The 22,326-nt window shown below is 55.6% G+C and carries 24 protein-coding genes and 1 tRNA gene; 7 read left to right on the top strand and 18 right to left on the bottom strand.

Annotation, left to right across the window (positions count from 1 at the left end; all coding sequences use genetic code 11):
* Nucleotides 1-1,803, bottom strand: a complete 1,803-nt coding sequence (locus tag KP707_RS08125) for an ABC transporter ATP-binding protein/permease (RefSeq protein ID WP_211502764.1) — start codon at nucleotides 1,801-1,803, stop codon at nucleotides 1-3.
* A 268-nt stretch (nucleotides 1,804-2,071) separates the two neighbouring features.
* On the opposite strand from KP707_RS08125, the gene KP707_RS08130 reads away from it, so the two are divergent.
* From KP707_RS08130 to KP707_RS08140, 3 genes are all read left to right on the top strand, one after another.
* Nucleotides 2,072-2,710 carry an NUDIX domain-containing protein gene (locus KP707_RS08130; RefSeq protein WP_249202862.1) on the top strand — a complete coding sequence of 213 codons (639 nt, stop codon included), beginning with the start codon at nucleotides 2,072-2,074 and terminating at the stop codon, nucleotides 2,708-2,710.
* The gene (locus KP707_RS08135) at nucleotides 2,707-3,138 is read left to right on the top strand and encodes a DUF3574 domain-containing protein (RefSeq protein WP_099212212.1); all 432 of its coding nucleotides are present in this window, start codon (nucleotides 2,707-2,709) and stop codon (nucleotides 3,136-3,138) included. Before KP707_RS08130 ends, KP707_RS08135 begins: the two co-directional genes overlap by 4 nt.
* 89 nt (nucleotides 3,139-3,227) lie before the next feature.
* Nucleotides 3,228-4,334: an AI-2E family transporter gene (locus tag KP707_RS08140; protein WP_099212210.1), complete on the top strand. Its 1,107-nt coding sequence runs from the start codon at nucleotides 3,228-3,230 to the stop codon at nucleotides 4,332-4,334.
* A 48-nt stretch (nucleotides 4,335-4,382) separates the two neighbouring features.
* Here KP707_RS08140 and KP707_RS08145 read toward each other — a convergent pair.
* The 7 genes from KP707_RS08145 to KP707_RS08175 form a co-directional block, all read right to left on the bottom strand.
* Nucleotides 4,383-4,459: transfer RNA gene (locus tag KP707_RS08145), tRNA-Pro, on the bottom strand.
* A gap of 61 nt (nucleotides 4,460-4,520) precedes the next feature.
* Nucleotides 4,521-5,474, bottom strand: a complete 954-nt coding sequence (locus KP707_RS08150; RefSeq protein ID WP_252348842.1) for a MerR family transcriptional regulator — start codon at nucleotides 5,472-5,474, stop codon at nucleotides 4,521-4,523.
* Nucleotides 5,443-5,766, bottom strand: a complete 324-nt coding sequence (locus tag KP707_RS08155) for an integration host factor subunit alpha (RefSeq protein WP_064273136.1) — start codon at nucleotides 5,764-5,766, stop codon at nucleotides 5,443-5,445. Before KP707_RS08155 ends, KP707_RS08150 begins: the two co-directional genes overlap by 32 nt.
* Nucleotides 5,767-5,838: 72 nt before the next feature.
* Nucleotides 5,839-6,807: a beta-ketoacyl-ACP synthase III gene (locus KP707_RS08160; protein WP_211502767.1), complete on the bottom strand. Its 969-nt coding sequence runs from the start codon at nucleotides 6,805-6,807 to the stop codon at nucleotides 5,839-5,841.
* An 8-nt stretch (nucleotides 6,808-6,815) separates the two neighbouring features.
* Nucleotides 6,816-7,922, bottom strand: a complete 1,107-nt coding sequence (gene plsX / locus KP707_RS08165; protein ID WP_211502768.1) for a phosphate acyltransferase PlsX — start codon at nucleotides 7,920-7,922, stop codon at nucleotides 6,816-6,818.
* Nucleotides 7,923-7,985: 63 nt separating this feature from the next.
* On the bottom strand, nucleotides 7,986-8,189 hold the full coding sequence (gene rpmF, locus KP707_RS08170; protein WP_046901404.1) for a 50S ribosomal protein L32: 204 nt from the start codon (nucleotides 8,187-8,189) through the stop codon (nucleotides 7,986-7,988).
* 154 nt (nucleotides 8,190-8,343) lie between these two features.
* Nucleotides 8,344-8,925: a DUF177 domain-containing protein gene (locus tag KP707_RS08175; protein WP_211502769.1), complete on the bottom strand. Its 582-nt coding sequence runs from the start codon at nucleotides 8,923-8,925 to the stop codon at nucleotides 8,344-8,346.
* A gap of 108 nt (nucleotides 8,926-9,033) precedes the next feature.
* Between KP707_RS08175 and KP707_RS08180 the strand changes: the two genes are divergently transcribed.
* Entirely contained in the window at nucleotides 9,034-9,606 is a 573-nt protein-coding gene (locus KP707_RS08180) for an outer membrane protein assembly factor BamE (protein WP_086634131.1), read from the top strand.
* Nucleotides 9,607-9,614: 8 nt separating this feature from the next.
* Here KP707_RS08180 and KP707_RS08185 read toward each other — a convergent pair whose 3' ends face one another.
* Genes KP707_RS08185 through def form a run of 4 tightly spaced genes read right to left on the bottom strand, consistent with a single transcriptional unit; the run spans nucleotide 9,615 to nucleotide 12,652 of the window.
* A complete protein-coding gene (locus tag KP707_RS08185) occupies nucleotides 9,615-10,982 on the bottom strand; it encodes an ATP-binding protein (RefSeq protein WP_211500678.1) in 1,368 nt (455 codons plus the stop codon).
* On the bottom strand, nucleotides 10,960-11,658 hold the full coding sequence (locus KP707_RS08190; RefSeq protein ID WP_046901400.1) for a response regulator: 699 nt from the start codon (nucleotides 11,656-11,658) through the stop codon (nucleotides 10,960-10,962). The genes KP707_RS08185 and KP707_RS08190 overlap by 23 nt, the downstream gene beginning before the upstream one ends.
* A complete protein-coding gene (locus tag KP707_RS08195) occupies nucleotides 11,655-12,137 on the bottom strand; it encodes a MarR family winged helix-turn-helix transcriptional regulator (RefSeq protein WP_232309068.1) in 483 nt (160 codons plus the stop codon). Before KP707_RS08195 ends, KP707_RS08190 begins: the two co-directional genes overlap by 4 nt.
* Before the next feature lie 2 nt (nucleotides 12,138-12,139).
* Nucleotides 12,140-12,652 carry a peptide deformylase gene (gene def / locus KP707_RS08200; protein ID WP_086634133.1) on the bottom strand — a complete coding sequence of 171 codons (513 nt, stop codon included), beginning with the start codon at nucleotides 12,650-12,652 and terminating at the stop codon, nucleotides 12,140-12,142.
* A 189-nt stretch (nucleotides 12,653-12,841) separates the two neighbouring features.
* On the opposite strand from def, the gene rpsU reads away from it, so the two are divergent.
* Nucleotides 12,842-13,045: a 30S ribosomal protein S21 gene (rpsU, locus tag KP707_RS08205; RefSeq protein WP_007283570.1), complete on the top strand. Its 204-nt coding sequence runs from the start codon at nucleotides 12,842-12,844 to the stop codon at nucleotides 13,043-13,045.
* A gap of 129 nt (nucleotides 13,046-13,174) precedes the next feature.
* On the opposite strand, the gene KP707_RS08210 is transcribed toward rpsU, so the two are convergent.
* From KP707_RS08210 to KP707_RS08235, 6 genes are all read right to left on the bottom strand, one after another.
* On the bottom strand, nucleotides 13,175-15,292 hold the full coding sequence (locus tag KP707_RS08210; protein ID WP_211502770.1) for a prolyl oligopeptidase family protein: 2,118 nt from the start codon (nucleotides 15,290-15,292) through the stop codon (nucleotides 13,175-13,177).
* A 68-nt stretch (nucleotides 15,293-15,360) separates the two neighbouring features.
* A complete protein-coding gene (motA, locus tag KP707_RS08215; RefSeq protein ID WP_046901396.1) occupies nucleotides 15,361-16,227 on the bottom strand; it encodes a flagellar motor stator protein MotA in 867 nt (288 codons plus the stop codon).
* Nucleotides 16,228-16,253: 26 nt separating this feature from the next.
* Nucleotides 16,254-17,174 carry a flagellar motor protein MotB gene (locus tag KP707_RS08220; protein WP_211502772.1) on the bottom strand — a complete coding sequence of 307 codons (921 nt, stop codon included), beginning with the start codon at nucleotides 17,172-17,174 and terminating at the stop codon, nucleotides 16,254-16,256.
* 49 nt (nucleotides 17,175-17,223) lie between these two features.
* Complete coding sequence (locus tag KP707_RS08225; RefSeq protein ID WP_346343899.1) at nucleotides 17,224-18,621, bottom strand: glycosyltransferase family 39 protein; 1,398 nt, start codon at nucleotides 18,619-18,621, stop codon at nucleotides 17,224-17,226.
* Nucleotide 18,622: 1 nt separating this feature from the next.
* On the bottom strand, nucleotides 18,623-19,744 hold the full coding sequence (locus KP707_RS08230; protein ID WP_249202864.1) for a glycosyltransferase family 2 protein: 1,122 nt from the start codon (nucleotides 19,742-19,744) through the stop codon (nucleotides 18,623-18,625).
* Complete coding sequence (locus KP707_RS08235) at nucleotides 19,744-20,226, bottom strand: Lrp/AsnC family transcriptional regulator (protein WP_046902047.1); 483 nt, start codon at nucleotides 20,224-20,226, stop codon at nucleotides 19,744-19,746. Before KP707_RS08235 ends, KP707_RS08230 begins: the two co-directional genes overlap by 1 nt.
* 98 nt (nucleotides 20,227-20,324) lie before the next feature.
* On the opposite strand from KP707_RS08235, the gene trxB reads away from it, so the two are divergent.
* Both trxB and KP707_RS08245 read left to right on the top strand, forming a co-directional pair.
* Nucleotides 20,325-21,299: a thioredoxin-disulfide reductase gene (trxB, locus tag KP707_RS08240; RefSeq protein WP_211502773.1), complete on the top strand. Its 975-nt coding sequence runs from the start codon at nucleotides 20,325-20,327 to the stop codon at nucleotides 21,297-21,299.
* A 118-nt stretch (nucleotides 21,300-21,417) separates the two neighbouring features.
* The gene (locus KP707_RS08245; RefSeq protein WP_046901392.1) at nucleotides 21,418-22,314 is read left to right on the top strand and encodes a LysR family transcriptional regulator; all 897 of its coding nucleotides are present in this window, start codon (nucleotides 21,418-21,420) and stop codon (nucleotides 22,312-22,314) included.
* The last annotated feature ends 12 nt before the right edge of the window (nucleotides 22,315-22,326 follow it).

Genomic DNA, 22,326 nt, shown 5'->3' on the forward strand with positions numbered 1-22,326 from the left:
TCAAGCCCTCATGACCGCTTCTCCCGCCTGAACCGACCACATTCTTGCATAATAGCCGTCTTTTTGCAGCAATTCCGTGTGCGTTCCACGTTCGACCACCCTTCCCGCATCCAGCACAACGATCTGATCAGCGTCCTGAATGGTCGATAGACGGTGCGCAACGATCACCGTTGTTCGGGACAGAGAAAGCGCGCGCAATTCCTGCTGTATGGCAGCTTCCGTCCACGTATCGAGGGCACTTGTTGCTTCATCCAGAAGGAGAATTCTGGGATCTTTGAGCAGGACGCGCGCGATTGCGACCCGCTGTTTTTCGCCCCCTGAGAGCTTCAGCCCACGCTCTCCTACGACAGTGTCATATTTTTCTGGCAGTTCATTAATGAAGTCATGAATTTGCGCACGGGCGGCCGCAAGTTCCACTGCCTCCTCTGGAGCGGAAGGATCTCCATAGGCAATATTTTCGCCAATTCCTGCATTGAACAGAACCGTGTCCTGAGGGACGGTTCCAATCACCCGTTGCAGATCTTCCAGCGCCACATCCCGCAGGTTTTTCCCGTCAATAAAGATAGAGCCCGATGTCGGATCATAAGCGCGGGTCAACAAACGCCCGATCGTAGATTTTCCGGAGCCCGTATGCCCGACGATTGCCAGAGATGTTCCCGCCGGAATATCTAAATTGATATCATGCAGGATTTCGCGGGACGGATCATAGCTGAAGGAAACATGCTCGAACCTGATCGCGGCAGGACCACCTGTCGCAAGCTTGACGGGCAAGGGTGCTGGATTTTTCGCCTCAACGATTTCTGAGTGCGTACCAAGGAGTTCGAGGTAGTTTTCAAGATCTACCCGGGCATTTCTCCAGCCAGCACTGACGTAATTCAGCGCTCCTACAGAACTATAGAGCCCTCGAAGGTAGCTGCCGATCAGAACAAACTGTGCGACACCAATCCTGTGCTGCACGATATCATGAGCGGCCAGCAACAATATGACCGCAGTTGCCCCCGCAATCAGCAGGCTTCGCGCCATCTGGGAAAGGCCGACCAGTCGTTTCAAACGAATTTCAGCATTTTTCAGGGCGACGCGCGACCGGTCGTAACGGAGAATTTCCTGATGACTGTTGGCAAAACTGCGGACTGTCTCGAAGTTCAGCATACTGTCAACGAGTTGGTATTGTGCCTGACTGTTGGCTGTGTTCCGCGCACGCCGAGCTGTCATTCGCATACGTGTAAAAACATACGATACAGCCGCATAAACGCCGATCCCGCCGACAGCCACCACGACATACCGCCAGTCAAAGATCCGAAACACGACGAAAAGCGTCATCAACAGTTCGATGGTGTTTGGCAGAACGTTGAAGAGGACAAGACTGAGCAGTGTGCCAATCGCATCCGAGCCACGATCCAGTGTCCTCGTGAGAGCTCCCGTCTGCCGATCAAGGTGAAACCGCACGCTCATGGCGTGAAGATGCTCCAATCCCACCAGCGCAACACGCCTCTGCAGGTCAGCTTCAATAGGAGCAATCAGCATTTCACGGAGCGGTGTCGATAGCCCGGCAACAACACGGATGATCGCGTACTGGCCAATTAACCAGAACGGGACAGCCAGCAGCACCTGATGCTCTGACAACGCTGACACCATCCGACTGAATAGCCAGGGGGTCGCAACAGTCGTCCCGCTTTCTACAAGAAGCAGAACCATCGCCACCCCGACCCAGAACGCCGTACGGCCAGGGTTTTCAGGACGAATTTTTTTCCAGAGTTCTTTGAGAGACAGGCTTTCCGATTTCGAATCGTGTTTCTTTGACATGCCAGACTATGAGAAAGAGAGGCTCCGCTTTGCAATCGCTCGCGGGCATGCGAAACTTTCGATTGTGCTAGAAAAGTCCCCATTCCCGAATCTCGATCCGTTCCTCCGACATATAGAGGCCTGCAATAGCGCACGCCTTCCCGGCGGACGGCTCCCGTTTTTTTGTGCTCACGAGCAGATTGGATGGATTTCCCCGGAAACGTCCCTCCAGCTTGAATCTTTGGGATTAAAAACACAGGAAAAATTTGGCGTTGCGTCAGGAGAGGACTTGTTTCCCCTCTCCCAAACTCTTGCCAGACAGGGCGTATATGCTTCGCATGATGAGCCCTTCGACGTTCGCAACGCGCAAGGCCATGTCATTGGGCGTGTTGACCGGGGTGCCATTCCTGTCCTGGGAGTAGCGGCAGAAGGCATCCATATGAATGGCCTCGTGGAACATTCCACAGGCACAATGCTATGGATCGCCCGTCGGAGTATGTCCAAGCGTCTTGATCCTGGGAAACTGGACCATCTGGTCGCTGGCGGCATGAGTGCCGGGCTTGACCCACAGATGACCGTTATCAAGGAAGCTCAGGAAGAGGCTGGCATCCCGGAAGAGCTATCCCGCCGCGCAGTGCCCGTCAGCCGACTGCACTACGCCATGGACCGCCCTGAAGGCCTTAGAAGGGATATTCTTCACTGCTACGACCTGATCCTGCCAGAAGACTTTGTCCCGGTAGCAGAAGATGGTGAAGTTGAGAGCTTTCATCTGATACCGCTAGCGGATGCATTCTCTCTCGTTCGGGACACCGATGACTTCAAGTTCAACGTCAATCTCGTTCTGATCGATCTGTTTATCCGGCGGGGTCTGTTTACTCCCAGCGAATGTACCATCCTTAAAAATGCACTGGCACAAACATACTCATGAAAAACCTCGGTCTCACTGCCCTGTTCCTTTCGCTTCCCCTTTTGGGAGGCTGCGTCGTCCCGGTGAGTGTCACGCCCGACCTCTGCCGCGAAATGCGTGCTCAGGATACGTTGCAGATCAGAATGATGTTCGGGCAGACGCGCCCGGGCGGACTGCCCATAACGGATGATGAGTGGCAGACATTCGTTACATCCGAAATTACCCCCTATTTCCCGAGCGGCCTGACAGTTTTCAAGGCTGATGGGCAATGGATGAATACTGTGACCCATGTGGTGGGCAGGGAACCGTCGAGAATTCTCTGGGTTGTGACACCTCCCGACAAGAACCTTCAGCACAATCTCCGTGCAATTCAGGCCGCTTACCGGCAACAGTTCTCCCAACAGGCTGTGGGCCTCACTATCCAGTCCGGATGCTCACTGTTCAACTGAGAACCTACGGGCATGGTGCAAACACTTCGCCAGTGCGCGAACGGATAGCGCATCAGCCATAATTTCCGGCCACTATTTTCAGGACCCCCATGACCGATCAATTTCCTCCTCGTTCCCCTGAAGTCATTCCGGTGGAAGCCTCGGATTCCACGGGAACCATACAGCGGCGTGCGCGTGGGTTTCTGGCGCTCTTTTTCGTGGCTATCGGTCTCTACACACTGAAAAATTTTCTTCCGGCCTTGTTATGGGGATGCGTGTTCGCCATTTCCCTTTGGCCGCTTTACCAGCGCGCTGAGCGTCGGTTTGGCCGCAATGACTGGCTGCCGATGAGCTTCACCCTGGTTGTTGCCCTGATTTTTCTGGTCCCGGTTTCTCTCGTTGGCGTCAAACTTGCCGACGAAATCAGAAGCGCGCTGGAATGGATTGAAGACGTGCGGAATAACGGCATTCCAATGCCTGAATGGGTCCCGCGCCTTCCATTCGTGTCCACGCAGGCAACCACGTGGTGGCAAAACCACATGACCAGCCCACAACGGCTGTCCCATCTGCTCCACTCAGTCGATGTCGCTCATGGCATGCAGATGACAAAGCAGGTTGGGTCGCAGGTCGCACGACGCGGCACACTTTTTGCGTTCTCCCTACTGACGCTTTTCTTCCTGCTGAAGGATGGAGATTACGTAATTCGTAAGGGGCTTGTGGGCTCACACCGGCTGTTTGGTGAACAAGGCGAAAGCCTTGCCAAACAGATGATCTCATCCGTTCACGGAACACTCGCGGGGCTGGTGCTGGTTGGCCTGGGAGAAGGGGCAATCATGGGAGCCGCCTATATGCTGACAGGCGCTCCTCAACCCTTACTGTTTGCCATGCTCACGGCCGTGGCTGCCATGATACCGTTCCTCGCCTGGCCAACAGTCGGACTGGTCGCTCTCTTGCTGTTGGCTAAAAGCAGCATGATCGGCGCAATTGTCGTAATGGCTCTGGGCTCAGTTGTTATTTTTGTAGCTGACCATTTTGTCCGCCCGGTTCTAATTGGCGGCAGCACCAAGATGCCATTTCTTTGGGTCCTGCTAGGCATTCTGGGCGGAGCAGAAACGTGGGGCCTTCTTGGCCTGTTCCTTGGACCAGCAATTATGGCCGCACTCCACCTGCTGTGGACGCTCTGGACAGAAGAGCGCACAGACAAGAAAAAGGCCTGAAAAGGCCTTTTATAATACCATCATTTTTTAAGGTAATTACCGCAGGACTGGTCGGGCAGGCGGGATTCGAACCCACGACCCCCAGTCCCCCAGACTGGTGCGCTACCAGGCTGCGCTACTGCCCGTTCGTCCTGCGGTGGCGGTGGTTTAGCAGTGCAAACTGATCACCGCAATGGGGCATATGCCCTATACCGGAAGAAGACTTCTCAAAATTTGAAGTTCTTCCAGAATTTCCTTCATTTCAGAACGCAAAAATTCGTTTTCTGCATCCAGATGCCTGACGGAGGCAGCAAGGTGCTGATTCGCATCCTGAAGAACCAGAACTTCTTCTGTGTCATAAATTGAGAAAGGGGCTTCGGCTTCGGCTTCGGCTTCGGCTTCGGCTTCGGCTTCGGCTTCGGCTTCGGCTTCGGCTTCGGCTTCGGCTTCGGCTTCGGCTTCGGCTTCGGCTTCGGCTTCGGCTTCGGCTTCGGCTTCGGCTTCGGCTTCGGCTAATGTCCTTCCCGTCAGACACTCGTCAAGCACCTGATCCGCTTTTTCTTCAGGTTCAAGCTTTTCGCGATACTCTGAAAGCGATACGTCTTCTTCGTCGTGAAGCACTGATGTCTCACTAACGGCGACACTTTCTTCTCTCAGTTCAGGAGCACCAGAGATCTCTGGCACCTCCGGAGCTTCGGGAAAGATAATATCATCCGCAGCATTTACTAAAACTGGATCCGCAACTGGAGCGGGCGCGGCGTGAACACTCGCAATATTCTCCTCTGGCTTAGGAGAAGCAGTGCGATTTTCTAGAGATTTCCGAGCTTTTTCTTCTCTTAAAACTCGCAGAACGCCCTGGCCCTTATAGCCCTGTACGTAGAGAAGATCGGAAATAAGACGAAGCGTCTCGACGTGTTCAGGGCTGTAATAACGACGCCCACTCTCCCCACGAAATGGCTTCACACCCGGATAGAGAGTTTCCCACGAACGCAGCCGATGCTGCGGAATATGGAGTTCCTCCGCAACCTCGCTGATGGTTCTGTAAGCGTCTGGGCCCTTTTTGATTTTCCCAGCGCTAGAATCAGCCAGATTATCGTCGGAGAGATCAGCACTATTGGTCGAGCTGGTATCAATCATCTGCGTCGTCCACATCGTCAGCATGGCTTTCCACGCCATTCATCTGGTCCCGCAAAAGCTGCGAAGACCGAAACACCAAGACAGCGCGAGGCAAGATTGGAACCTCAACCCCGGTCTTGGGATTTCGCCCGATGCGTTCTCCCTTCTGGCGAACAGAGAAGGTTCCGAAGCCGCTCAGCTTCACGGACTCACCTGCTTCAAGTGTGGAGGAAATTTTCTCCAACACACTTTCCAGAATCATGGAGGAATCGTGCCGGGACAGCCCAACACGGCTATAGATGTGCTCGACAAGATTCGCGCGCGTGACTGTACTCATGACACATGCGTATCATGACGTTCAGAACAGTCAAAGGAATCAATCGTTAACCTTAAAAGACGATGCGCCGTCTCACATGCGGACGAGCGCAGAACCCCAGGTCAAACCGCCACCCAGCGCTTCCATCAGAACAAGATCGCCCTTCTGGATACGACCGTCTCTGACGGCTTCATTCAGAGCCAACGGAATGGAGGCCGCAGACGTGTTAGCGTGACGGTCCACTGTCACCACGACACGATCGGCAGGAAGAGCCAGCTTTTTGGCCATACCGTCAATAATACGAAGATTGGCCTGATGCGGTACGAGCCACTGAATATCCTGACCCGTCAGGTTGTTGGCTTCCAGTGCTTCATCAACAGCCTGGGAAAGCTTAACAACCGCATGACGAAACACTTCTCGCCCAAGCATTTTGAGATGTTGAGTCGTGCCTGCGCAGCCTACTGCCCCGTCAACGTACAGAATGTCCCCAGATCGACCGTCAGAATGAAGATGGGTCGAGAGAACACCCTCACCTTCCTCAGCTCCAGCTTCCAAAAGTACAGCACCAGCGCCGTCTCCGAACAGAACGCAGGTTGTGCGATCATTCCAATCCAGCAGTCGGGAAAAGACCTCGCTCCCAATCACGAGAACCTTCTTGGCCAACCCGGATTGAATGAACGAATTTGCTGAGGCCAACGCATAGACGAACCCCGAACACGCAGCGCTGATATCGAAGCCGAACCCTTTGGTGATCCCGAGCAGGGCCTGCACCTGCGTTGCCACAGCGGGAAAAACCTGATCTGGCGTTGAGGTTGCCACAATGATGGCGTCAACGTCTTCAGCGTTTACACCGGCCTGCTCAAGAGCCTGACGCGCCGCGGCAGCGGCCATGGACGCCGTCGTCTCATCCCCTGAAACGATGTGACGCTGCGTGATGCCCGTGCGTGCCCGGATCCACTCGTCGGATGTTTCGATCTTCTGAGCGAGATCGTCATTCGTGACAATCGTGCGTGGCAGATAGCCACCCACGCCTGTCAGGCGGGAACGAAGGGGACCGGACATAAAGTTTCTCAGCTCACAGGTTCTGGGGCGACCGTGCTGGCAGCAGCAGCTACATCAGCTCCAAGCATACCGAGCTGATCCAGGCGGGCACGGATCTTGTCGTTCAGGTTATGGGTTACGGCATCCATTGCGATATCGACGGCTGAGGCAAAAGCTTCGCCATCTGCGCCACCATGAGACTTCACAACAACGCCATTCAACCCAACAAAAACGGCGCCATTATAACGCCGTGGATCAATCCATTCCCGCATTCGCTCCAGCCCGGGGCGAACCAGCAGATAACCGATGCGAGTCAGCAGATTGGTTTCGAAAACGCGCTTCAACAGACCGAAAGCAAGCTTAAGAGCCCCCTCGCCTGTTTTCAGAGCAACATTCCCCGTAAAACCATCTGTCACGACAACATCCGTCGTTCCGGCGGTAATATCATGACCTTCAACAAAGCCGTGGAACTGTTCCGCCAGCGCGCTGTCCCGAAGGCGCTCAGCAGCCTGACGCAGCCTTTCGTCACCCTTGAGGTCTTCAGAGCCGACGTTCAGGAGCCCGATTGTTGGTTTTGGCAAACCCAGCGCGGCCTGAGCAAAAGCCTCGCCCATGATGGCGAATTCTACCAGATTTCGGGCGTCACACGCGATGTTGGCGCCCAGATCCAGCATAACCGTATCACCGCGTGCAGAAGGCTGGACAGCAACCATCGCGGGGCGGGAAATTCCAGGAAGCGCTTTGACGATAATCTTGGCGAGGGCCAGCATCGCTCCGCTGTTTCCAGCAGACACAACACCACAGGCTTCACCAGAAGATACAGCCTCCATAGCCAGACGCATGGAAGAGCCACGAACACGCAGTGCTGCGGTCGGCTTCATTTCCATCGAAATGCTGGCTGGAGTGTGACGAATGTCACAGATGCGGGCAGCTTTAGGATATCGTGCCAGAGCCGGCTTAAGAACCGCCTCATCTCCGATCAGGAGCAGTCTGGCTGTCGGATGACGATCAGCCGCCAGTTCGAGACCGGCAAGGACGATATCCGGTGCCCTGTCTCCCCCCATTGCGTCGACGGCAAGGGCATAAGGCCCTAGGGCCGCGGCGTCACGAACAGGCGTGACAGGCGCTTTAGACATTAAGACAGTTTCCCGGACAGCATCGCAGATGCGGATACTCCATCAAAGCATCCGCAGAAGAGATCAGGCGCGGACGGCCGTCTTCAGGCTCTTGCCTGCTGCAACAACTTCACGACCATCGTAATGACCGCAATGGCTGCAAACGTGGTGCGGGCGCTTCAGTTCGCCGCAGTTCGCGCATTCCGCATGCGCTTCAGCCTGCAGGGCATGGTGGCTGCGACGCATGCCAGCACGGGACGGCGAGGTCTTTCTTTTAGGGACGGCCATGGCTTTTATGCCTCTTTCTGCTTCTGTGTCGGCACCCTTGCTCCGCTCCCAGCGGCATCCGGTGCCCCGTTGTTCGTCGTCTCGTATTTACGCCGAGTTCAGGCGGGCGGCTCTAGCAGAGCAAACGCAAACCCGCAAGCTAAAGCGAGGGATTTTATTCTTTTTTATCCCCGTTCTTCAGACCCACGAGCGCTGCAAATGGGTTTGGGCGACGCTCTGACTCAGGCAGGTCCTCGGACTGATCGTCCCCTTCTTCCCCTTCCGCAGGGGCCACGTCAACAGCATTTTCCAGACCGGCACCCGGAAGACGAGGATATGGGTCCAGCATCAGGGCCAGTTGTTCGGCAGCGGCTTCACCAATGTCCAGCGCCCTGCCATCATGCGGAACGTCGTCAGGGGCATCCAGATTAATGGAATCGATGTCGAATTCATCTTCCGGCATCTGGGATTCCGGAATGAACCGCAGAACAAAGGTCTCGGCGAGCACATCGTCAAATTTTTCTGCCGTGATGACGCATTCCTGTGTCACCTTCGCGCTCAGACGGCCCTGAGCAAGAATTTCGGTCTTGCTTTCAGGTGTCAGAACGAAGCGACACTCAAGATGATGCACTGCCGGAATGCCAAACCGCCGCGCCAGGGCTTCACGCTCCTGCGGGGTTGCCGTCACGGTTTCTTCTGTTCCTGCCCCTACCCGACTCAGGGGGAGACGACGTGAAAATTCGGGAGAATGAGACATTTGAGCACTCCATCCCCGGTTACATAGGGGAAATCGTTGACAGGCAGGTATCGTTTAAGGCACCCGCAGGGTTGAGCGGTTCTCTTGCACAGGATAGTTTCCGGTTCCATGAATAACGCATCTTTTCTGACGACCAAAAGCAGAACACGTCTTGTGCAACGCCTCGGTTTCACCGGTTTGGCCTGTGCTCCGCTCCTTCTGGGAGGATGCTCGGTATTCAGCCCGATTCCCGAGCCGCGCGGTTCGCTCATCGAGAAAACCGACTATGCCCAGCTGGTGCCAGGTACCAGCACCCGGTCTGACGTGCTCGACAGCCTCGGCTCCCCAACCGCACACGCAACCTTTGACGACAACACATGGATCTATGTGTCCATGATCACGTCTCCAACGCCCCTGGGCTTCCCAACGGTGGACAAGCAGCAGGTGGTGGTTCTGAATTTCGACAATTCTGGCGTACTGCGGAAGATGGATACCCTGAACCGCAAGGATTCCATTCGCGTCGGCATGGTGGGCGCCACAACCCCAACGCCGGGCACCAAGACGTCGGTCATTCAGGAGCTGCTGGGTAACGTTGGTCGCTACAACCCAATGAGCAACATGAGCAGCACATTTGGTGGCAGCCAGGGCCCGCTGGGCAATCAGGGCACCGGCAATGGTGGTGCGGGTAATACCCTGCCCTGATCTTCCACTTATTTTGGCAGGCTGAGCAGAACGCCCAGCCCGCCAAGTGGGCTTTCAAGTAGCCTGATCGTGCCCCCATGGGCATGAATGATATCGCGGACAATCGTCAGCCCCAGACCGCTTCCGCCGTTACTTCCTGATCGTGTTGACTGCAAAATTGTCTCCCGCTGATCAGGGGGAATACCGGGTCCATTATCTTCCACTGTAATCTCGATCCTTCTCTCTCCTTCCCAGAGAGAGATTCGCATGGCGCCCCCATGCCGTCTGGCATTATCTGCCAAATTGGTGAGCGCACGCTTCAGCGCATCCGGCCGGACTGGTATCTCAACACCCTCCCGTCCCTCGACCCCCAAGACCTGACCGCCAGCACGTCTGGCAGCCACAGCAACCTCATCAATAAGGGATCGCAGATCTGTCAGGACAGGGCGTTCCGATCCTTCTCCACGCGCAAAAGACAGATAGCTGCCAATTAGCCGCTCCATATCTTCGATATCCGTCACCATATCCTGAATATCGGGCTGGAGATCTTCAGCCTGAATGCGTCCTTTTGTCGGGAGCATGGCCATACTGAGGCGCAGCCGCGTTAAGGGGGTGCGCAGATCATGAGAAACCCCCGCCAGAACCGCCGTCCTTTGCGCGACAAACCGATTAACGCGATCCTGCATGCGGTTGAACGCGATGGCTGCCTGACGCACCTCACGCGCACCCTGTGGGCGGATAGCCCCTTCGTCGCGGCCTAATCCAAAAAGCTCAGCTGCTTGAGCGAGCCTGCGAATGGCGCGTACCTGATTGCGCATGAACAGTGCGGCAATGACAAAAAGAAGCGCAGAACTGCTGAACGCCCAAGCAACGAACATCCAGATCGGGCCAATGCTCAGCCTCTTATGAGGCGTCAGAACATCCAGCACACCATCAGGCAGAGCGATAGAGACTCTGACGGTTTCCGGAACGGCAGACCAGTCCACAAAAAAGGGACGTCCCAGCCCCTGATGCAGAGCACGCTCAAAATCATCGTCGATGGGACCGAGAACATGATTCGTCCCTTCGCGCCCTAAAGTCGCATTCGGATGAAAAACGAATTCCAGCTGGGTTCGTGCAGACGCATCTCTCAGAAGAGCTTCGCGCCGATCCTGCTCAGGCGTCCGCTCCAGCATCGACATGACGAGCGAGACCTCGCCTGTGATGCCATCAGACAGGCGCCGGGAGACGACATTCAGATAAGTCCCGTAAAACAAAATCAGGACGATCGCCTGCGTGACAAGCAGCGGCGTCAGGACGATCAGCATGGACCGCCCTAAAAGGGAGCGCGGAAGAACCCGCCTTAGCGGACGATCCAGTCGTCCCCAGTGATCTTCAGATCCCGGGTTTGAGAACATAACCCTTCCCGCGAACCGTATGGAGGAAACGTGGCTCCTTGGGATCGACCTCAATGCGCCGTCTGAGACGCGTCACCTGCACATCCACAGCACGTTCTCCGATTTCATCCATGTCGAGCGCTTTGGCAATGTCTTCGCGCGACATAACAATCCCTGGGCGACTGGTCAGCACCCCCAGCAGGGCAGCCTCGCCGCCTGTCAGATGGACCGGTCCATCCGGGCCGGTCAGAAGGCCACGCGGCACATCGAACTCCAGCACGCCCAGCCGTAAAAGAGAGGGCACTTCAGAGACTGCGGAGACTGCGGGCACAATTCTTCTTAGATGTGCACGAAGGCGAAGCAGCAGTTCTCTGGGTTCGAAAGGCTTGCCCAGATAATCATCCGCACCGGATTCCAGTCCGTCGATCCGATCCGCCGGCTCGCCCCGAGCCGTAAGCAGAAGAATCGGTAACGACAGCCCCTCCGCTCTGAGTGCCCGCGTTAACGAAACACCGTCTTCTCCTGGCATTGTGACATCCAGGACGATGGCATCCGGCTGGATCAATTGCAGCACTTCGCGAGCCTGACGGGCATCTTGCGCCGTAGTGACACGATAGCCGTTTTCAGCGAGGTACCGCTGCAGGAGCCTGAGCAGGCGAGAATCATCATCGACAACAAGAATATGCTCGTCACTCATCGAAAACCTCCTCCCGGAGCGATCTGGAGAGGTGAAAGAACACGCTTGAACCCCTCAACTGCAGTTACTCCTGCCTCCCTGTAGGCCCGCGTCATGACATCACGGATCAGCTGAAAAAGCTGTCGCTCGATCGCCTCCCCTTCAGGCGTGAGCTTGAGCGGGCGCTTACGCCGATCATGCCGGTCTTCTTCCTGCACAAGAAAATTTCGCTCACGCAGGTCTCCCAAAGCCCGACCCAGGGACTGCTTTGTGATCCCGAGGCTGGCAAGCAGAGCGCTGGGAGTGATCCCGGGATGGGCTGCGACCAGAAAAAGAATTCTATGATGGGCAGAGCCCAGACCGTTTTCCCGCAAAAGTGTCTCGCACTCTGAATTAAGACTGCGCCACGCGAGCATGAGTGCTTCGTAGGACTGACGAATCTGCTCTTCACGAAGATAGAGATGTGCGGTCGCAGAAGGTGGTCCGTCCGGAAGGCGCATTGTCACCGAACTATTTCCTCAACGTACCCGAAGCGGCTGAAATCTTCGATGCGTTGCGGGTAGAGAATGCCATCCAGATGATCGTTCTCATGCTGAAGAACATTGGCGTGGAACCCGACCGCCTCGCCTTCAACCTCTTCTCCATTTTCATCGACGCCCCGATAATGGACTTTGGCATGGCGAAGGACATCGCCTCGCAAACCTGGAATCGAGAGGCATCCTTCGCCACAAACCATCATCTCTTCACCAAGAGGTGTAATTTCCGGATTGATCAGAACACGTGGCAACAGAGCCTGTTCAGGATCGGAAACCCGGTTTGCCGGCACGCGATAGACGAAAAGTCGCAAGGGGTGATGAACTTGAGGCGCAGCCAGCCCGGCGCCATTTGCATCGACCATCGTGTCGAGCATATCCTTAATCAAATGGCGGATTTCCGGGGATGTTGGATCAGAAACAGGTTCTGCGATCTGGTGCAGGACAGGGTGACCCATACGGGCAATCTTGAGCAGGGCCATGAGCTTCCTCTATCAGTTGCAGAACGTTAACGCACAAATCGCCCGCAGATTGCGCATGGATAAAAATCAGCACAAGCACCATCGAATGAATTGCACATCTCCAAAAGAGTGTGTTAAGGGCTCCATCCCAATTGGATTGCCATATCACGGGTGACGCTAAAGGCGGGCCCAGAAGGAGTTGACGGCACCGTGCAGGTACTCGTTCGTGACAACAATGTTGACCAGGCGCTAAAGGCGCTCAAGAAGAAGATGCAGCGCGAAGGCGTGTTTCGTGAGATGAAGCTGCGTCGCCACTTCGAGAAGCCCTCTGAGCGTCGCGCCCGCGAAGCAGCAGAAGCTGTTCGTCGTGCCCGCAAGATGGAGCGCAAGCGTCTGGAGCGTGAAGGCTTCTAAAGTCCTTCCCGTTATCTGAACGGACGAGAAAAGCCGCAGCCCTCATGGGCGCGGCTTTTTTTATTGCCGTCACACAAAGATTTCAGAATTTGCCCCCTTACCTGTTACGGCAAGGAGGCAAGTCTCCCCTCAGCGTGGGTCCATCAGCCTGCGGCTTAGATAGACTGCTTCCAGGGCCCGTTCATGTGCCACCTCGGCAGCATTGACGGTTCCGGCATGACCTCCCTCCATATCTTCGTAATAGAAGAAGGGTACATGGAGTTCCTGAAGGCGCGCTGCGAACAGGCGAGCATGCACAGGACCAACACGGTCATCTCGGGTCGAAGTGAAAATGAATGGTGTTGGATAGTGCACATCAGGCCTCAAAGCCTGAAGCGGCGACGTCTTATCCCAGAATGCTTTTCCTTCGGATGTGGACACACTTCCGTATTCAGCCGCCCATGACGCGCCTGCCGCCATGTGCTCGTAATTCAGCATATCGAGCAGCGGCACACCAATGATGGTCGCGTTCCACAGTTCCGGATGCTGCGTGAATTCTACCCCCATCAGCAAACCGCCATTGGATCGTCCACGAATACCCAGACGCTTGGCCGATGTAATGTTTCTCGAAAACAGGTCCCGGGCCACGGATGCAAAGTCATCATAGGCAGACTGGCGCCCTGCGTGACGCGCGGCTTCATGCCAGGCCGGCCCGAACTCTCCGCCACCCCTGATGTTTGCCATCACGTAAACCCCACCACGCTCGAACCACGTGATCCCAAGGTCTGGATGATAGACAGGCAGGTAAGAGAGGCCAAAGCCCCCATAGGCGGTCATGAGCGTGGGGTTGGTACCATTCTTCGTCCAGTCTTTCGCATGCACAACAAAATATGGAACCTGCGTTCCGTCTTTACTGGGCGCAAAAAGCTGCTCGACCGTGAGCTTGGATGAATCAAACAGCTCGGGCTGGCTATAGAGAAGCTGGGTGTTCTGCCTGGCTGTGTTGACGCTCCAGATCTGCGGCGGCTGAATGAAGCCTTCGAGCTGGAGATATGCTTCTGAGCTGTGAGGATCAGAGGAGACAATACTAGCGGCCATATTTTTGGGCAGCTCAATGCTCCGCCCAGACCAATGGCCGCTCGAACCCCGTCGATAGAGCATCAGTACCGGCTGAACATTGTCATACATAACAACGATCAGACCATCCTTGGTCGCCGCAATAGCGCCATCCATTCCATCCCCGATGGTCTGCCGCTTGGTCGGGGTGACAATGATCTCGGGGGCCTGAGGATGATCTGGATCTACCGCGACAACGCTGTCTGCAGGGATTGCCCCCTTCGCCGTGGACCAGTCCTGGAGCAGATGGAAGACCAACTGCCCATCCTGATAGCTCAGACCGTCATATTTCTCCGGCATGGGAAGCTGGCTCGTTTTCAGCGTTCCCGGATCCAGTCGTTCAACTTCGCTATGGAAAAAATCCTTATGCCGGTCGATCAGAACGACCTGATGCCCCTGCCCGTCCCGCAAGACAGTGGGAACGACTTCCATGTCCTGACCGGTTCCACGGAACACTTCCTGAGCCTGAGACAGGCTCTGCCCGCGCTTCAGGGCACGGACAACATACGGGTACCCTGACGTTGTCAGACCGGCATCCGTCGTGCCCCAGTCCCGAGAGACTAGGACTGTATCCTTATCGAGCCATGCGACCGCCTGCTTTCCGTTTGGTAACCGGAAACCGTTCTGCACAAACTGATTGGTGGTCGTGTCGTATTCTCGCAGCTCGTGCGCGTCTTCGCCCGCATTGGACAGGCCCAGAAGGCAGATCCGATCTGCTGGTTCCAGACAATTCAGCCCTTCCATCACCCAGTTGGCATGTTCAGACTGAGAGAGCTCATCCAAGTCAAAGCGCGTCTTCCATAGCGGATGTCCGCTTCTGAACTCAGCCTCGGACGTGCTTCTCCAGACCCCGCGGGCATGGACTTTGTCCTGCCAAAAATTCCAGATCTCTCCTGCCATTTGTGTGGGAACAGCGAGACGATCCGGTGACTGCTGAGCCGAGAGGATCCGATTATAAAGCGGCTTGTATCTGGGGTCAGAAGCCAGAGCATCCTGTGTTTTTTTGTTTTCAGCCTTCACCCAGTGAAGGGCTGATCCGCCATCGACCTGCTCAAGCTGAGCCCTTGAGGGAGTGGCCGTAGCAGCCTGTACCGACGCAAAAGGAAAAAGAGGAAGTAAGAGACAGAGAGCCCGCAGTGCGGAGGGACGCATGCCTGATCCTTTCGGCCGTCATTCATAGTGATGACGGCATCGTAAAGATCACCCGCGGGAAAACAACCTCACCCCACGGCAACGGCACTGACAGCCTCTTCCACCTCCTGAAAGGTTGGCATGAGGTCACAGGGAATGCTTTTGCGGCCGATTTCTACACTGACCTGAGGCGCATTCCCTTGCAGATGCGCGACAATGACGGAACGAACCAAATCAAGGTAAGACGCCTCTTCTTCCACAACGCCCCCGAGACGACCAGCAATCGGGGCAACAATGCCATATGCCAGCAGAATACCGAGGAACGTTCCGACAAGCGCACCAGCAATCATCTCGCCCAACACGATAGGAGGCTTGCTGATGGATGCCATAGTCTTGATCACACCGAGAACGGCAGCAACAATTCCAAGAGCTGGAAGAGCATCGGAAACGGATTGCAGTGCATGAGGAAGATGCATCTCCTCCCGCAGATTCTTTTTAAGCTCCCGTCCCATCACGTCGTCCATCTGGAACGGATCTGTCGCATTCATGCCTGCCATCCGCAGGTAATCGCAGATGAAGGAACAGACCTGCCCGTTATCCCGAATCTTCGGAAACGCCCCGAAGATTGTACTGCCTTGGGGATCTTCAATATGGCTCTCAATAGCCATCATCCCCTTGCTGGCCGCCAGCTTGGTCACGTGGAACAGCAGCCCCAGAAGTTCAAGATAATCCTGTCGACCGTACTGCGAGCCTTTCATGGCTTTCTTCAAACCGGCCGGAAGGTGTTTCACAGCGGAAATTGAGTTGGCCATGACAAATGTGCCGATTGCTGCCCCGAGGATTGTCAGGAGTTCAAAGGGCATGGACGCAAGCAATGGGCCTATGGCGCCGCCTGATGCCACGAAGGAGCCAAACACGCAGGCCAGAACGACACCAAGGCCGATAAGAATAAACATTCAATATTTCCTGAGTGGCGACTTGATTATGGTTGATCGGGAGACAGAACCAGAACGACGCGTCTGTTCCGTGGACTCAGCGGATTGGCATGATCAAAAAGGTTTCTATCGGCATAGCCGCTGACGGTTTGCAGGCGTCGGTCGGGGAAGCCCGCCTGAACAAGAACGTCCCTCGCCGCAACTGCACGGCTGCTGGACAGGCTCCAGTTGGATGGCAAACCGGCTTTGTAAGGCGCCGCATCCGTGTAGCCGGCGATGGAGAGGTGTCCCGGAAGCTTTTCAAGATAGGGAGCGACCAGCCTCAGGAGTTGAAGAGCGCGCGGCATTGGAGTGGCAGAGCCCAGCGCGAACATTGGCTGATGTTCAGAATCCGCAATCTCCACATGCAACCCGTCATCACCGACCTGGATGGAAACCTGATCTCGGACGTCTGCCAGTTGTGACGGAGCATTCAGGGCTCTACTGATCTGATCGGCAGCATTCTGGAAGGCCGGCTTGTGGGTGAATGCCCCTTGGCCGGATACGGGCTCTCCTGGCTCGATCTGCCCATCATGCAGAACTACAATCTGTGCGCTGTGCTTTTCCGCATCTTTTTGGGGAAGATGATTCTGTCCTGATGGACCGTCATCTGGATTTGGCCCCGCGGCCTGACCGGGCTTGACCGCCATAGGGCGATCAGATGACGCGATGGGAGAGAGATCGGGCATGACACTCAGTTTGGGTGGTGCGTCCTGCTGAACTGCTATCGGATTAAAGAAATTAGCGATGCCCTTACGTTGCTCTTCTGTCGTGGCATTGATGAGCCACATGACCAGAAAGAACGCCATCATGGCCGTCACGAAGTCCGCATAGGCAATCTTCCAGCTTCCGCCGTGATGGCCACCTTCTACAACTTCAAAACGCTTGATGATGATCCTGCGCTCGTCCTTGCCGTTTGCTTTCGACATGCTGCCTCCTGAGAGAGGGCAGTATGGCAATCAAAGGTTAAGGAGAGCTTTAAGTCCGCCCTGGCAACTGCACACCAAACGGCATTTTCACAACGTCAACGCGGTAGCACCGCACATTATGGCCATGGTTCTGGCGACACAGCGTGTCCTGATCCAGCACTGCGGGAATGCGGTGAAGCTCTTCAATTTTTAAACCGAGCGGCACCTCAGCAGACGGAAAAGAAAACAGGCTCCACCTTGGATCTGATCCCAGAACTGGAAGACTGTTCTGTGTCAAAGCGAGTTGAGATGCGAGACCATACTCTTCAGCTATGAAAGCAGATGCTCCCGTCTCCTGAGCACGAGCGACAAGTTTTTGACTGAAATTGGGCCATCCAGCCGTCTGTCGCTGGATCGGATCTTTAGCGGCGGGAAACGGCAGCGGAGAGAAGACAGCTTGCCCATAAACCAGCACGGTCAAGGCTATTCCGCTGATGACCGGCCACCGAACACTCCGACTTGCTTCTATCGCAGCCAAAGCCAGAACGGGATAAACGACAGCCGGCCAGTTTGCCTGCACCCGATCGCCCAGAGCATGCGTGACAAACACAGCGAGAGGCAGAAGGCTTAGCCATGCCAGAAGCCTGTTCCGTTTGATGCACGCCCAGCCACCCAAAGCAAAGAGCCCGAAAACAAGGGGGGTCGCCAGACCAATCTGACCTCCGACAAGCTCCAGCAGAAACTGGAATGCACGAGCCAGATGCCAGTCGCCTGCTCGTCCACCCTGTTTCAGCAGGCTGACCCAATGATGGGATGCATTCCAGAGAAGGACCGGGGTCGTCGTGATGATCAGAAGCGGAATTGCCAGCCATGGGCCAGCTTGCTTCCTGAGCCTCGGGGTCGTGAGAACTGCCCCCCCAAGGGCTAAACCGATGAGAACAGCAGTATATTTTGAATCGAAGGCGAGACCGAGCAAAACACCTGTTAACAGCCACCAGCCGGTTGTTCTGCCCCCCGACGACGAAACGGCTTTCCCGAGTGCAAAAAGAGACACCGAAACGAAAAATACCAGCGGTGTATCCGGTGTCATGGTCGCTGATCCAAGTCCGAGCATCAGCGTTGCATTCAGGAGAAGAACGGCCTGAAAGCCCGATACCGGCCAAGGGCGCGATGGGAGCAACAGCTTGGCCGCATGGTACAGGGCCCAGCTTCCGGGAAGAACGGAAAGCGGCCCGAGCAGACGCACCCCCAGAGACGTGTCACCAGCCAGCCATGTCCCAATTCTGATCCAGAGGGCTACCATGAAAGGGTGGTCGAAATAGCCCCCCTGAAGATGGCGGGACCACACCCAATAGTAAGCCTCATCAGGCGTGAGCGGCAGACATGCTGCCAATCCGAGGCGCGTCACAGTCAGGGCAACAAGAAGCGCCCAGAACAGGCTGGCCTGCTTCTTGAAATTATCAGTCACGTCAGCGCCAGATGAGAGTGGAAGACACAGCGTAATTCCAGACGACACCGATCACGGCCCCTGCGGCAGACGCACGGTCCCAGTGCCCATGGCCAACATCGTGCAGCACCATACGGGCCACCCCGATATTAGCGGCCGCCCCGAGAGAACAGACGGCGAAGAAAATAATTAATCCCACCCACATCTTCGCGCCCTTTAGGCGGCGGTCATGATAAGTGAGACGGTTGTTGAGCAGAAAATTCGTCAGGATCGCAACGGCCGTTCCAACCAGTTGAGACTGAGAAAAATCCATTCCTCCCAGTCGGGCAATCTGCATCACGGCAACATTCACGACCACGCCAACAAGCCCAACCAGCGCAAATGCCAGAAAACGGGATGGCAGCCAGCCATGCGTGACTTTATCCAGAATCATCATTGCGAACTGGAGAAGAACAACGACATCCAGCTTGCTCTCTCCCGCAAGGCGCGGACGGAAAACAAAGGGTACTTCCGTGATCTTCACGGACTTTGGCGCAGACATCGCCAAATCCAGCAGGATCTTGAAGCCGGTTCCGGAAAGTTTTGGAAAAACAGCCTGAAAAAACTCTCGCCGCATGGCAAAGAACCCGCTCATCGGATCAGTCAGGCGGTGCGGCAAAACCGATTGAGCAGCGCGAATTCCGGTATCTGACAGGAGATGCCGCCAATAACCTGCCAGCCCGGCGTTGTCTCCGCCTTCGACATGGCGGCTGGCGACAACAATATCGGAGCCGGCATCAAGATCTGCCAGCATTTTGGGCAGAACAGTCTCGTCGTGCTGAAGATCCCCATCCATGACCGCAACATACGGTGCGCTAGACGACAAAAAACCTTCAATAACAGCAGATGAGAGACCCCGACGCCCTACCCTTTTGATGACCCTTACACGAGGATCATTATTCGCAACTTTCGAAACGCGCTCGGCAGTTCCGTCCGGGGAGTTGTCATCAACAAAAATGACTTCCCAACGTTCTCCTTCCAAAGCTGCATCCAAAGCCGCGACAAGGGGAACAACATTTTCTGCCTCATTATAGCAGGGAACAATAATGCTGATCCGGGCAGGCAAAAGCATCCCAGCGCTAACCGTTGGGGATGCTTCTGCCATCAGATAGGAACTCCAGCCAGATCACGACTGGTATGAATGGTCTGGAGTGTCTGCACCCGCACGACGTGGACACTGTCTGTCAGACGGCGGGTCAGAATGTTCTGGTGGGCAGCATCACGAGCGACGAGACGGACGAGGAAATCTCCTCCGCCACGAATCATGTGACATTCGCGTGTTTCGGGCCAGGCACCGACCTGCGCCTCAAATGCCTCCAGAACACTTCCCTTTTGGCTATCGAGACCGATGAGGGCATAAAAATTGAGCGACCAGCCAAGCAGGGCTGCGTCAACTTCTGCATGATACCCTTTGATGATGCCAAGTTCTTCCAGACGCCTGACACGCCTCAGACAGGGGGGAGCGGAAATACCGGCGCGTTTGGCCAGCTCCACATTGGTCATACGACCGTCTGCCTGAAGCTCGGCGATGATCTGCCGGTCAATGGCATCCAGTTCAACGGGGATGGAAGAGAAAGAAGCGTTCATTTGAATCTGACGTATATGGCAGGTGGCAGCGTCCGCAAAGATGGCACATGCGTCTGAAAGCTCTATATGAGGGGTCAAAACACGGACGAGGATCGATCATGCCTGAAATCCATCATACGGACCTTCTGGTCGTGGGCGCAGGCCCCGCTGGCTACACTGCCGCCATTTATGCCGCACGCGCCAGCCTGAAACCGATTCTCGTGACTGGTCTTCAGCCTGGCGGCCAGTTGACCATCACGACCGACGTCGAAAACTACCCTGGCTTCGCGGCTCCCATTCAGGGCCCGTGGCTGATGGAGCAGATGCGCGAACAGGCTGAACATGTCGGCACACGCCTGATCTATGACCTGATTACCGAGGCAGACCTGAAGAACGGTCCGGCCGCAGATGGATACTTTCATCTGAAAGGCGACTCAGGGGACGAGTTTCTTGCACGTACAGTCGTGATCGCAACGGGCGCCCAGGCCAAATGGCTTGGCCTCGAGTCGGAAAAGCGCCTTCAGGCTGGCGGCGTTTCGGCGTGCGCAACCTGTGACGGCTTTTTCTATCGCGGTAAAACGGTTGCAGTCGTGGGTGGCGGCAACACGGCCGTGGAAGAGGCGCTCTATCTGACTCACCACGCTGACAAGGTTCACGTTATTCATCGACGGGACGGTTTCCGGGCAGAACGCATTCTGCAGGAGCGTCTTTTTGCGAATCCGAAAATCGAAGTTCACTGGAACCGTGCTGTCGAAGAAGTTCTTGGTGCCGGAACGCCGGAAGTTGTGTGTGGCGTTCGTCTGAAGAATACTCAGACGGGAGAAAGCGAAACTCTGTCCGTTGATGGCGTGTTCGTCGCCATTGGCCATAGCCCGAATACGGGGCCGTTCCGCCATGAAGTGGCCTGTGACGAAGATGGATATATCATCACGGAAGCTGGTGGAACGCGCACTTCGGTAGAGGGTGTTTTTGCCGCAGGCGACATTCAGGATCGCATTTATCGGCAGGCTGTGACGGCTGCAGGCACAGGATGCATGGCCGCTCTGGAAGCCGAACGCTACATTTCTGGCATACCTGCTATGACAAAAACTTGACCCTCGTCGCAGGTTCAGACAGTTTCGTCCCTTCAACGACACACCGCTTTAAACAACGCCAGGTGACATGGGCAAGAAGGACGAGGACCGACGCGCCAGCGATCGGGGAGACCACCACATGGATTGGGACAAACTGCGTATTTTCCACGCAGTCGCCGAAGCCGGGTCCTTCACCCATGCAGGTGACAGACTTAACCTGAGCCAGTCTGCCGTTTCGCGGCAGATTTCAGCTCTGGAGGAGGTTCTGCGTGTTCCGCTGTTTCATCGGCATGCACGAGGCCTCATCCTGACTGAACAGGGTGAGGTTCTGAATCGCACAGTGCGTGAAGTCTTCTCCAAGCTGGCCCTGACACAGGCATTCCTGAGCGAAAGCAAGGAACGAGCGGCGGGCAAAATAAAGATCACGACAACCACCGGTTTTGGCCTTTGTTGGCTTTCTCCGAGGCTGCATCGCTTTCTGGAACTGCACCCGGATATCGAGGTTACGCTTCTTCTTGAAGACGCAGACCTTGATTTGGGAATGCGTGAAGCAGACGTGGCTATTCGCCTGCATCCGCCGACGCAGCCAGACCTTGTACAGCGCCATCTCGCTAATTTTCCTATGCCAATCTATGCCAGCCCAGACTATCTGGACCGGTATGGCACCCCGACAAATCTGCAGGAATTAGCGGAACATCAGATCATCGGCTTTGCAGGACGCCACCTACCATTGCCGAATGTAAACTGGCTTCTGGACCTCCTTCGTCATGAAGGTCTGGCTCATCGGGGAAGCAGGCTGGCCATCAACAATATTGCTGCCGTTGCGACTGCGATTGCTTCAGGCACAGGTATTGGTTCTTTGCCGCTCTACACGGCTGCGTCCTACCCCAACCTAGTCAGAGTTCTTCCCAATCAGGCCGTTCCGTTGGTTGAGGCTTACTTCGTGTATCCGGAAGAACTGCGAACTTCCAAAAGAATCGCCGTATTCCGAGATTTTCTGCTTTCGGAAATCAGCAGCCTCAAAGGCCAGGAATAAAGCCCATAGAAT

Origin of the sequence: Gluconobacter sp. P5E10 (assembly GCF_018812145.1) — a bacterium.
In the GTDB taxonomy this organism is placed as follows: domain Bacteria; phylum Pseudomonadota; class Alphaproteobacteria; order Acetobacterales; family Acetobacteraceae; genus Gluconobacter; species Gluconobacter cerinus.

Bases quoted from the DNA above. Each gene is read 5' to 3' on its own strand.
- def (WP_086634133.1), bottom strand. From the start codon at position 12,652: ATGGCCCTGCTCAAGATTGCCCGTATGGGTCACCCTGTCCTGCACCAG.
- plsX (WP_211502768.1), bottom strand. From the start codon at position 7,922: ATGTCTAAAGCGCCTGTCACGCCTGTTCGTGACGCCGCGGCCCTAGGG.
- KP707_RS08140 (WP_099212210.1), top strand. From the start codon at position 3,228: ATGACCGATCAATTTCCTCCTCGTTCCCCTGAAGTCATTCCGGTGGAA.
- KP707_RS08185 (WP_211500678.1), bottom strand. From the start codon at position 10,982: ATGTTCTCAAACCCGGGATCTGAAGATCACTGGGGACGACTGGATCGT.
- KP707_RS08180 (WP_086634131.1), top strand. From the start codon at position 9,034: ATGAATAACGCATCTTTTCTGACGACCAAAAGCAGAACACGTCTTGTG.
- motA (WP_046901396.1), bottom strand. From the start codon at position 16,227: ATGTTTATTCTTATCGGCCTTGGTGTCGTTCTGGCCTGCGTGTTTGGC.
- KP707_RS08175 (WP_211502769.1), bottom strand. From the start codon at position 8,925: ATGTCTCATTCTCCCGAATTTTCACGTCGTCTCCCCCTGAGTCGGGTA.
- KP707_RS08195 (WP_232309068.1), bottom strand. From the start codon at position 12,137: ATGCGCCTTCCGGACGGACCACCTTCTGCGACCGCACATCTCTATCTT.
- trxB (WP_211502773.1), top strand. From the start codon at position 20,325: ATGCCTGAAATCCATCATACGGACCTTCTGGTCGTGGGCGCAGGCCCC.
- KP707_RS08235 (WP_046902047.1), bottom strand. From the start codon at position 20,226: ATGAACGCTTCTTTCTCTTCCATCCCCGTTGAACTGGATGCCATTGAC.
- KP707_RS08230 (WP_249202864.1), bottom strand. From the start codon at position 19,744: ATGGCAGAAGCATCCCCAACGGTTAGCGCTGGGATGCTTTTGCCTGCC.
- KP707_RS08155 (WP_064273136.1), bottom strand. From the start codon at position 5,766: ATGAGTACAGTCACGCGCGCGAATCTTGTCGAGCACATCTATAGCCGT.
- KP707_RS08125 (WP_211502764.1), bottom strand. From the start codon at position 1,803: ATGTCAAAGAAACACGATTCGAAATCGGAAAGCCTGTCTCTCAAAGAA.
- KP707_RS08160 (WP_211502767.1), bottom strand. From the start codon at position 6,807: ATGTCCGGTCCCCTTCGTTCCCGCCTGACAGGCGTGGGTGGCTATCTG.
- KP707_RS08150 (WP_252348842.1), bottom strand. From the start codon at position 5,474: ATGCTGACGATGTGGACGACGCAGATGATTGATACCAGCTCGACCAAT.
- KP707_RS08190 (WP_046901400.1), bottom strand. From the start codon at position 11,658: ATGAGTGACGAGCATATTCTTGTTGTCGATGATGATTCTCGCCTGCTC.
- rpmF (WP_046901404.1), bottom strand. From the start codon at position 8,189: ATGGCCGTCCCTAAAAGAAAGACCTCGCCGTCCCGTGCTGGCATGCGT.
- KP707_RS08220 (WP_211502772.1), bottom strand. From the start codon at position 17,174: ATGTCGAAAGCAAACGGCAAGGACGAGCGCAGGATCATCATCAAGCGT.
- KP707_RS08135 (WP_099212212.1), top strand. From the start codon at position 2,707: ATGAAAAACCTCGGTCTCACTGCCCTGTTCCTTTCGCTTCCCCTTTTG.
- KP707_RS08245 (WP_046901392.1), top strand. From the start codon at position 21,418: ATGGATTGGGACAAACTGCGTATTTTCCACGCAGTCGCCGAAGCCGGG.
- KP707_RS08210 (WP_211502770.1), bottom strand. From the start codon at position 15,292: ATGCGTCCCTCCGCACTGCGGGCTCTCTGTCTCTTACTTCCTCTTTTT.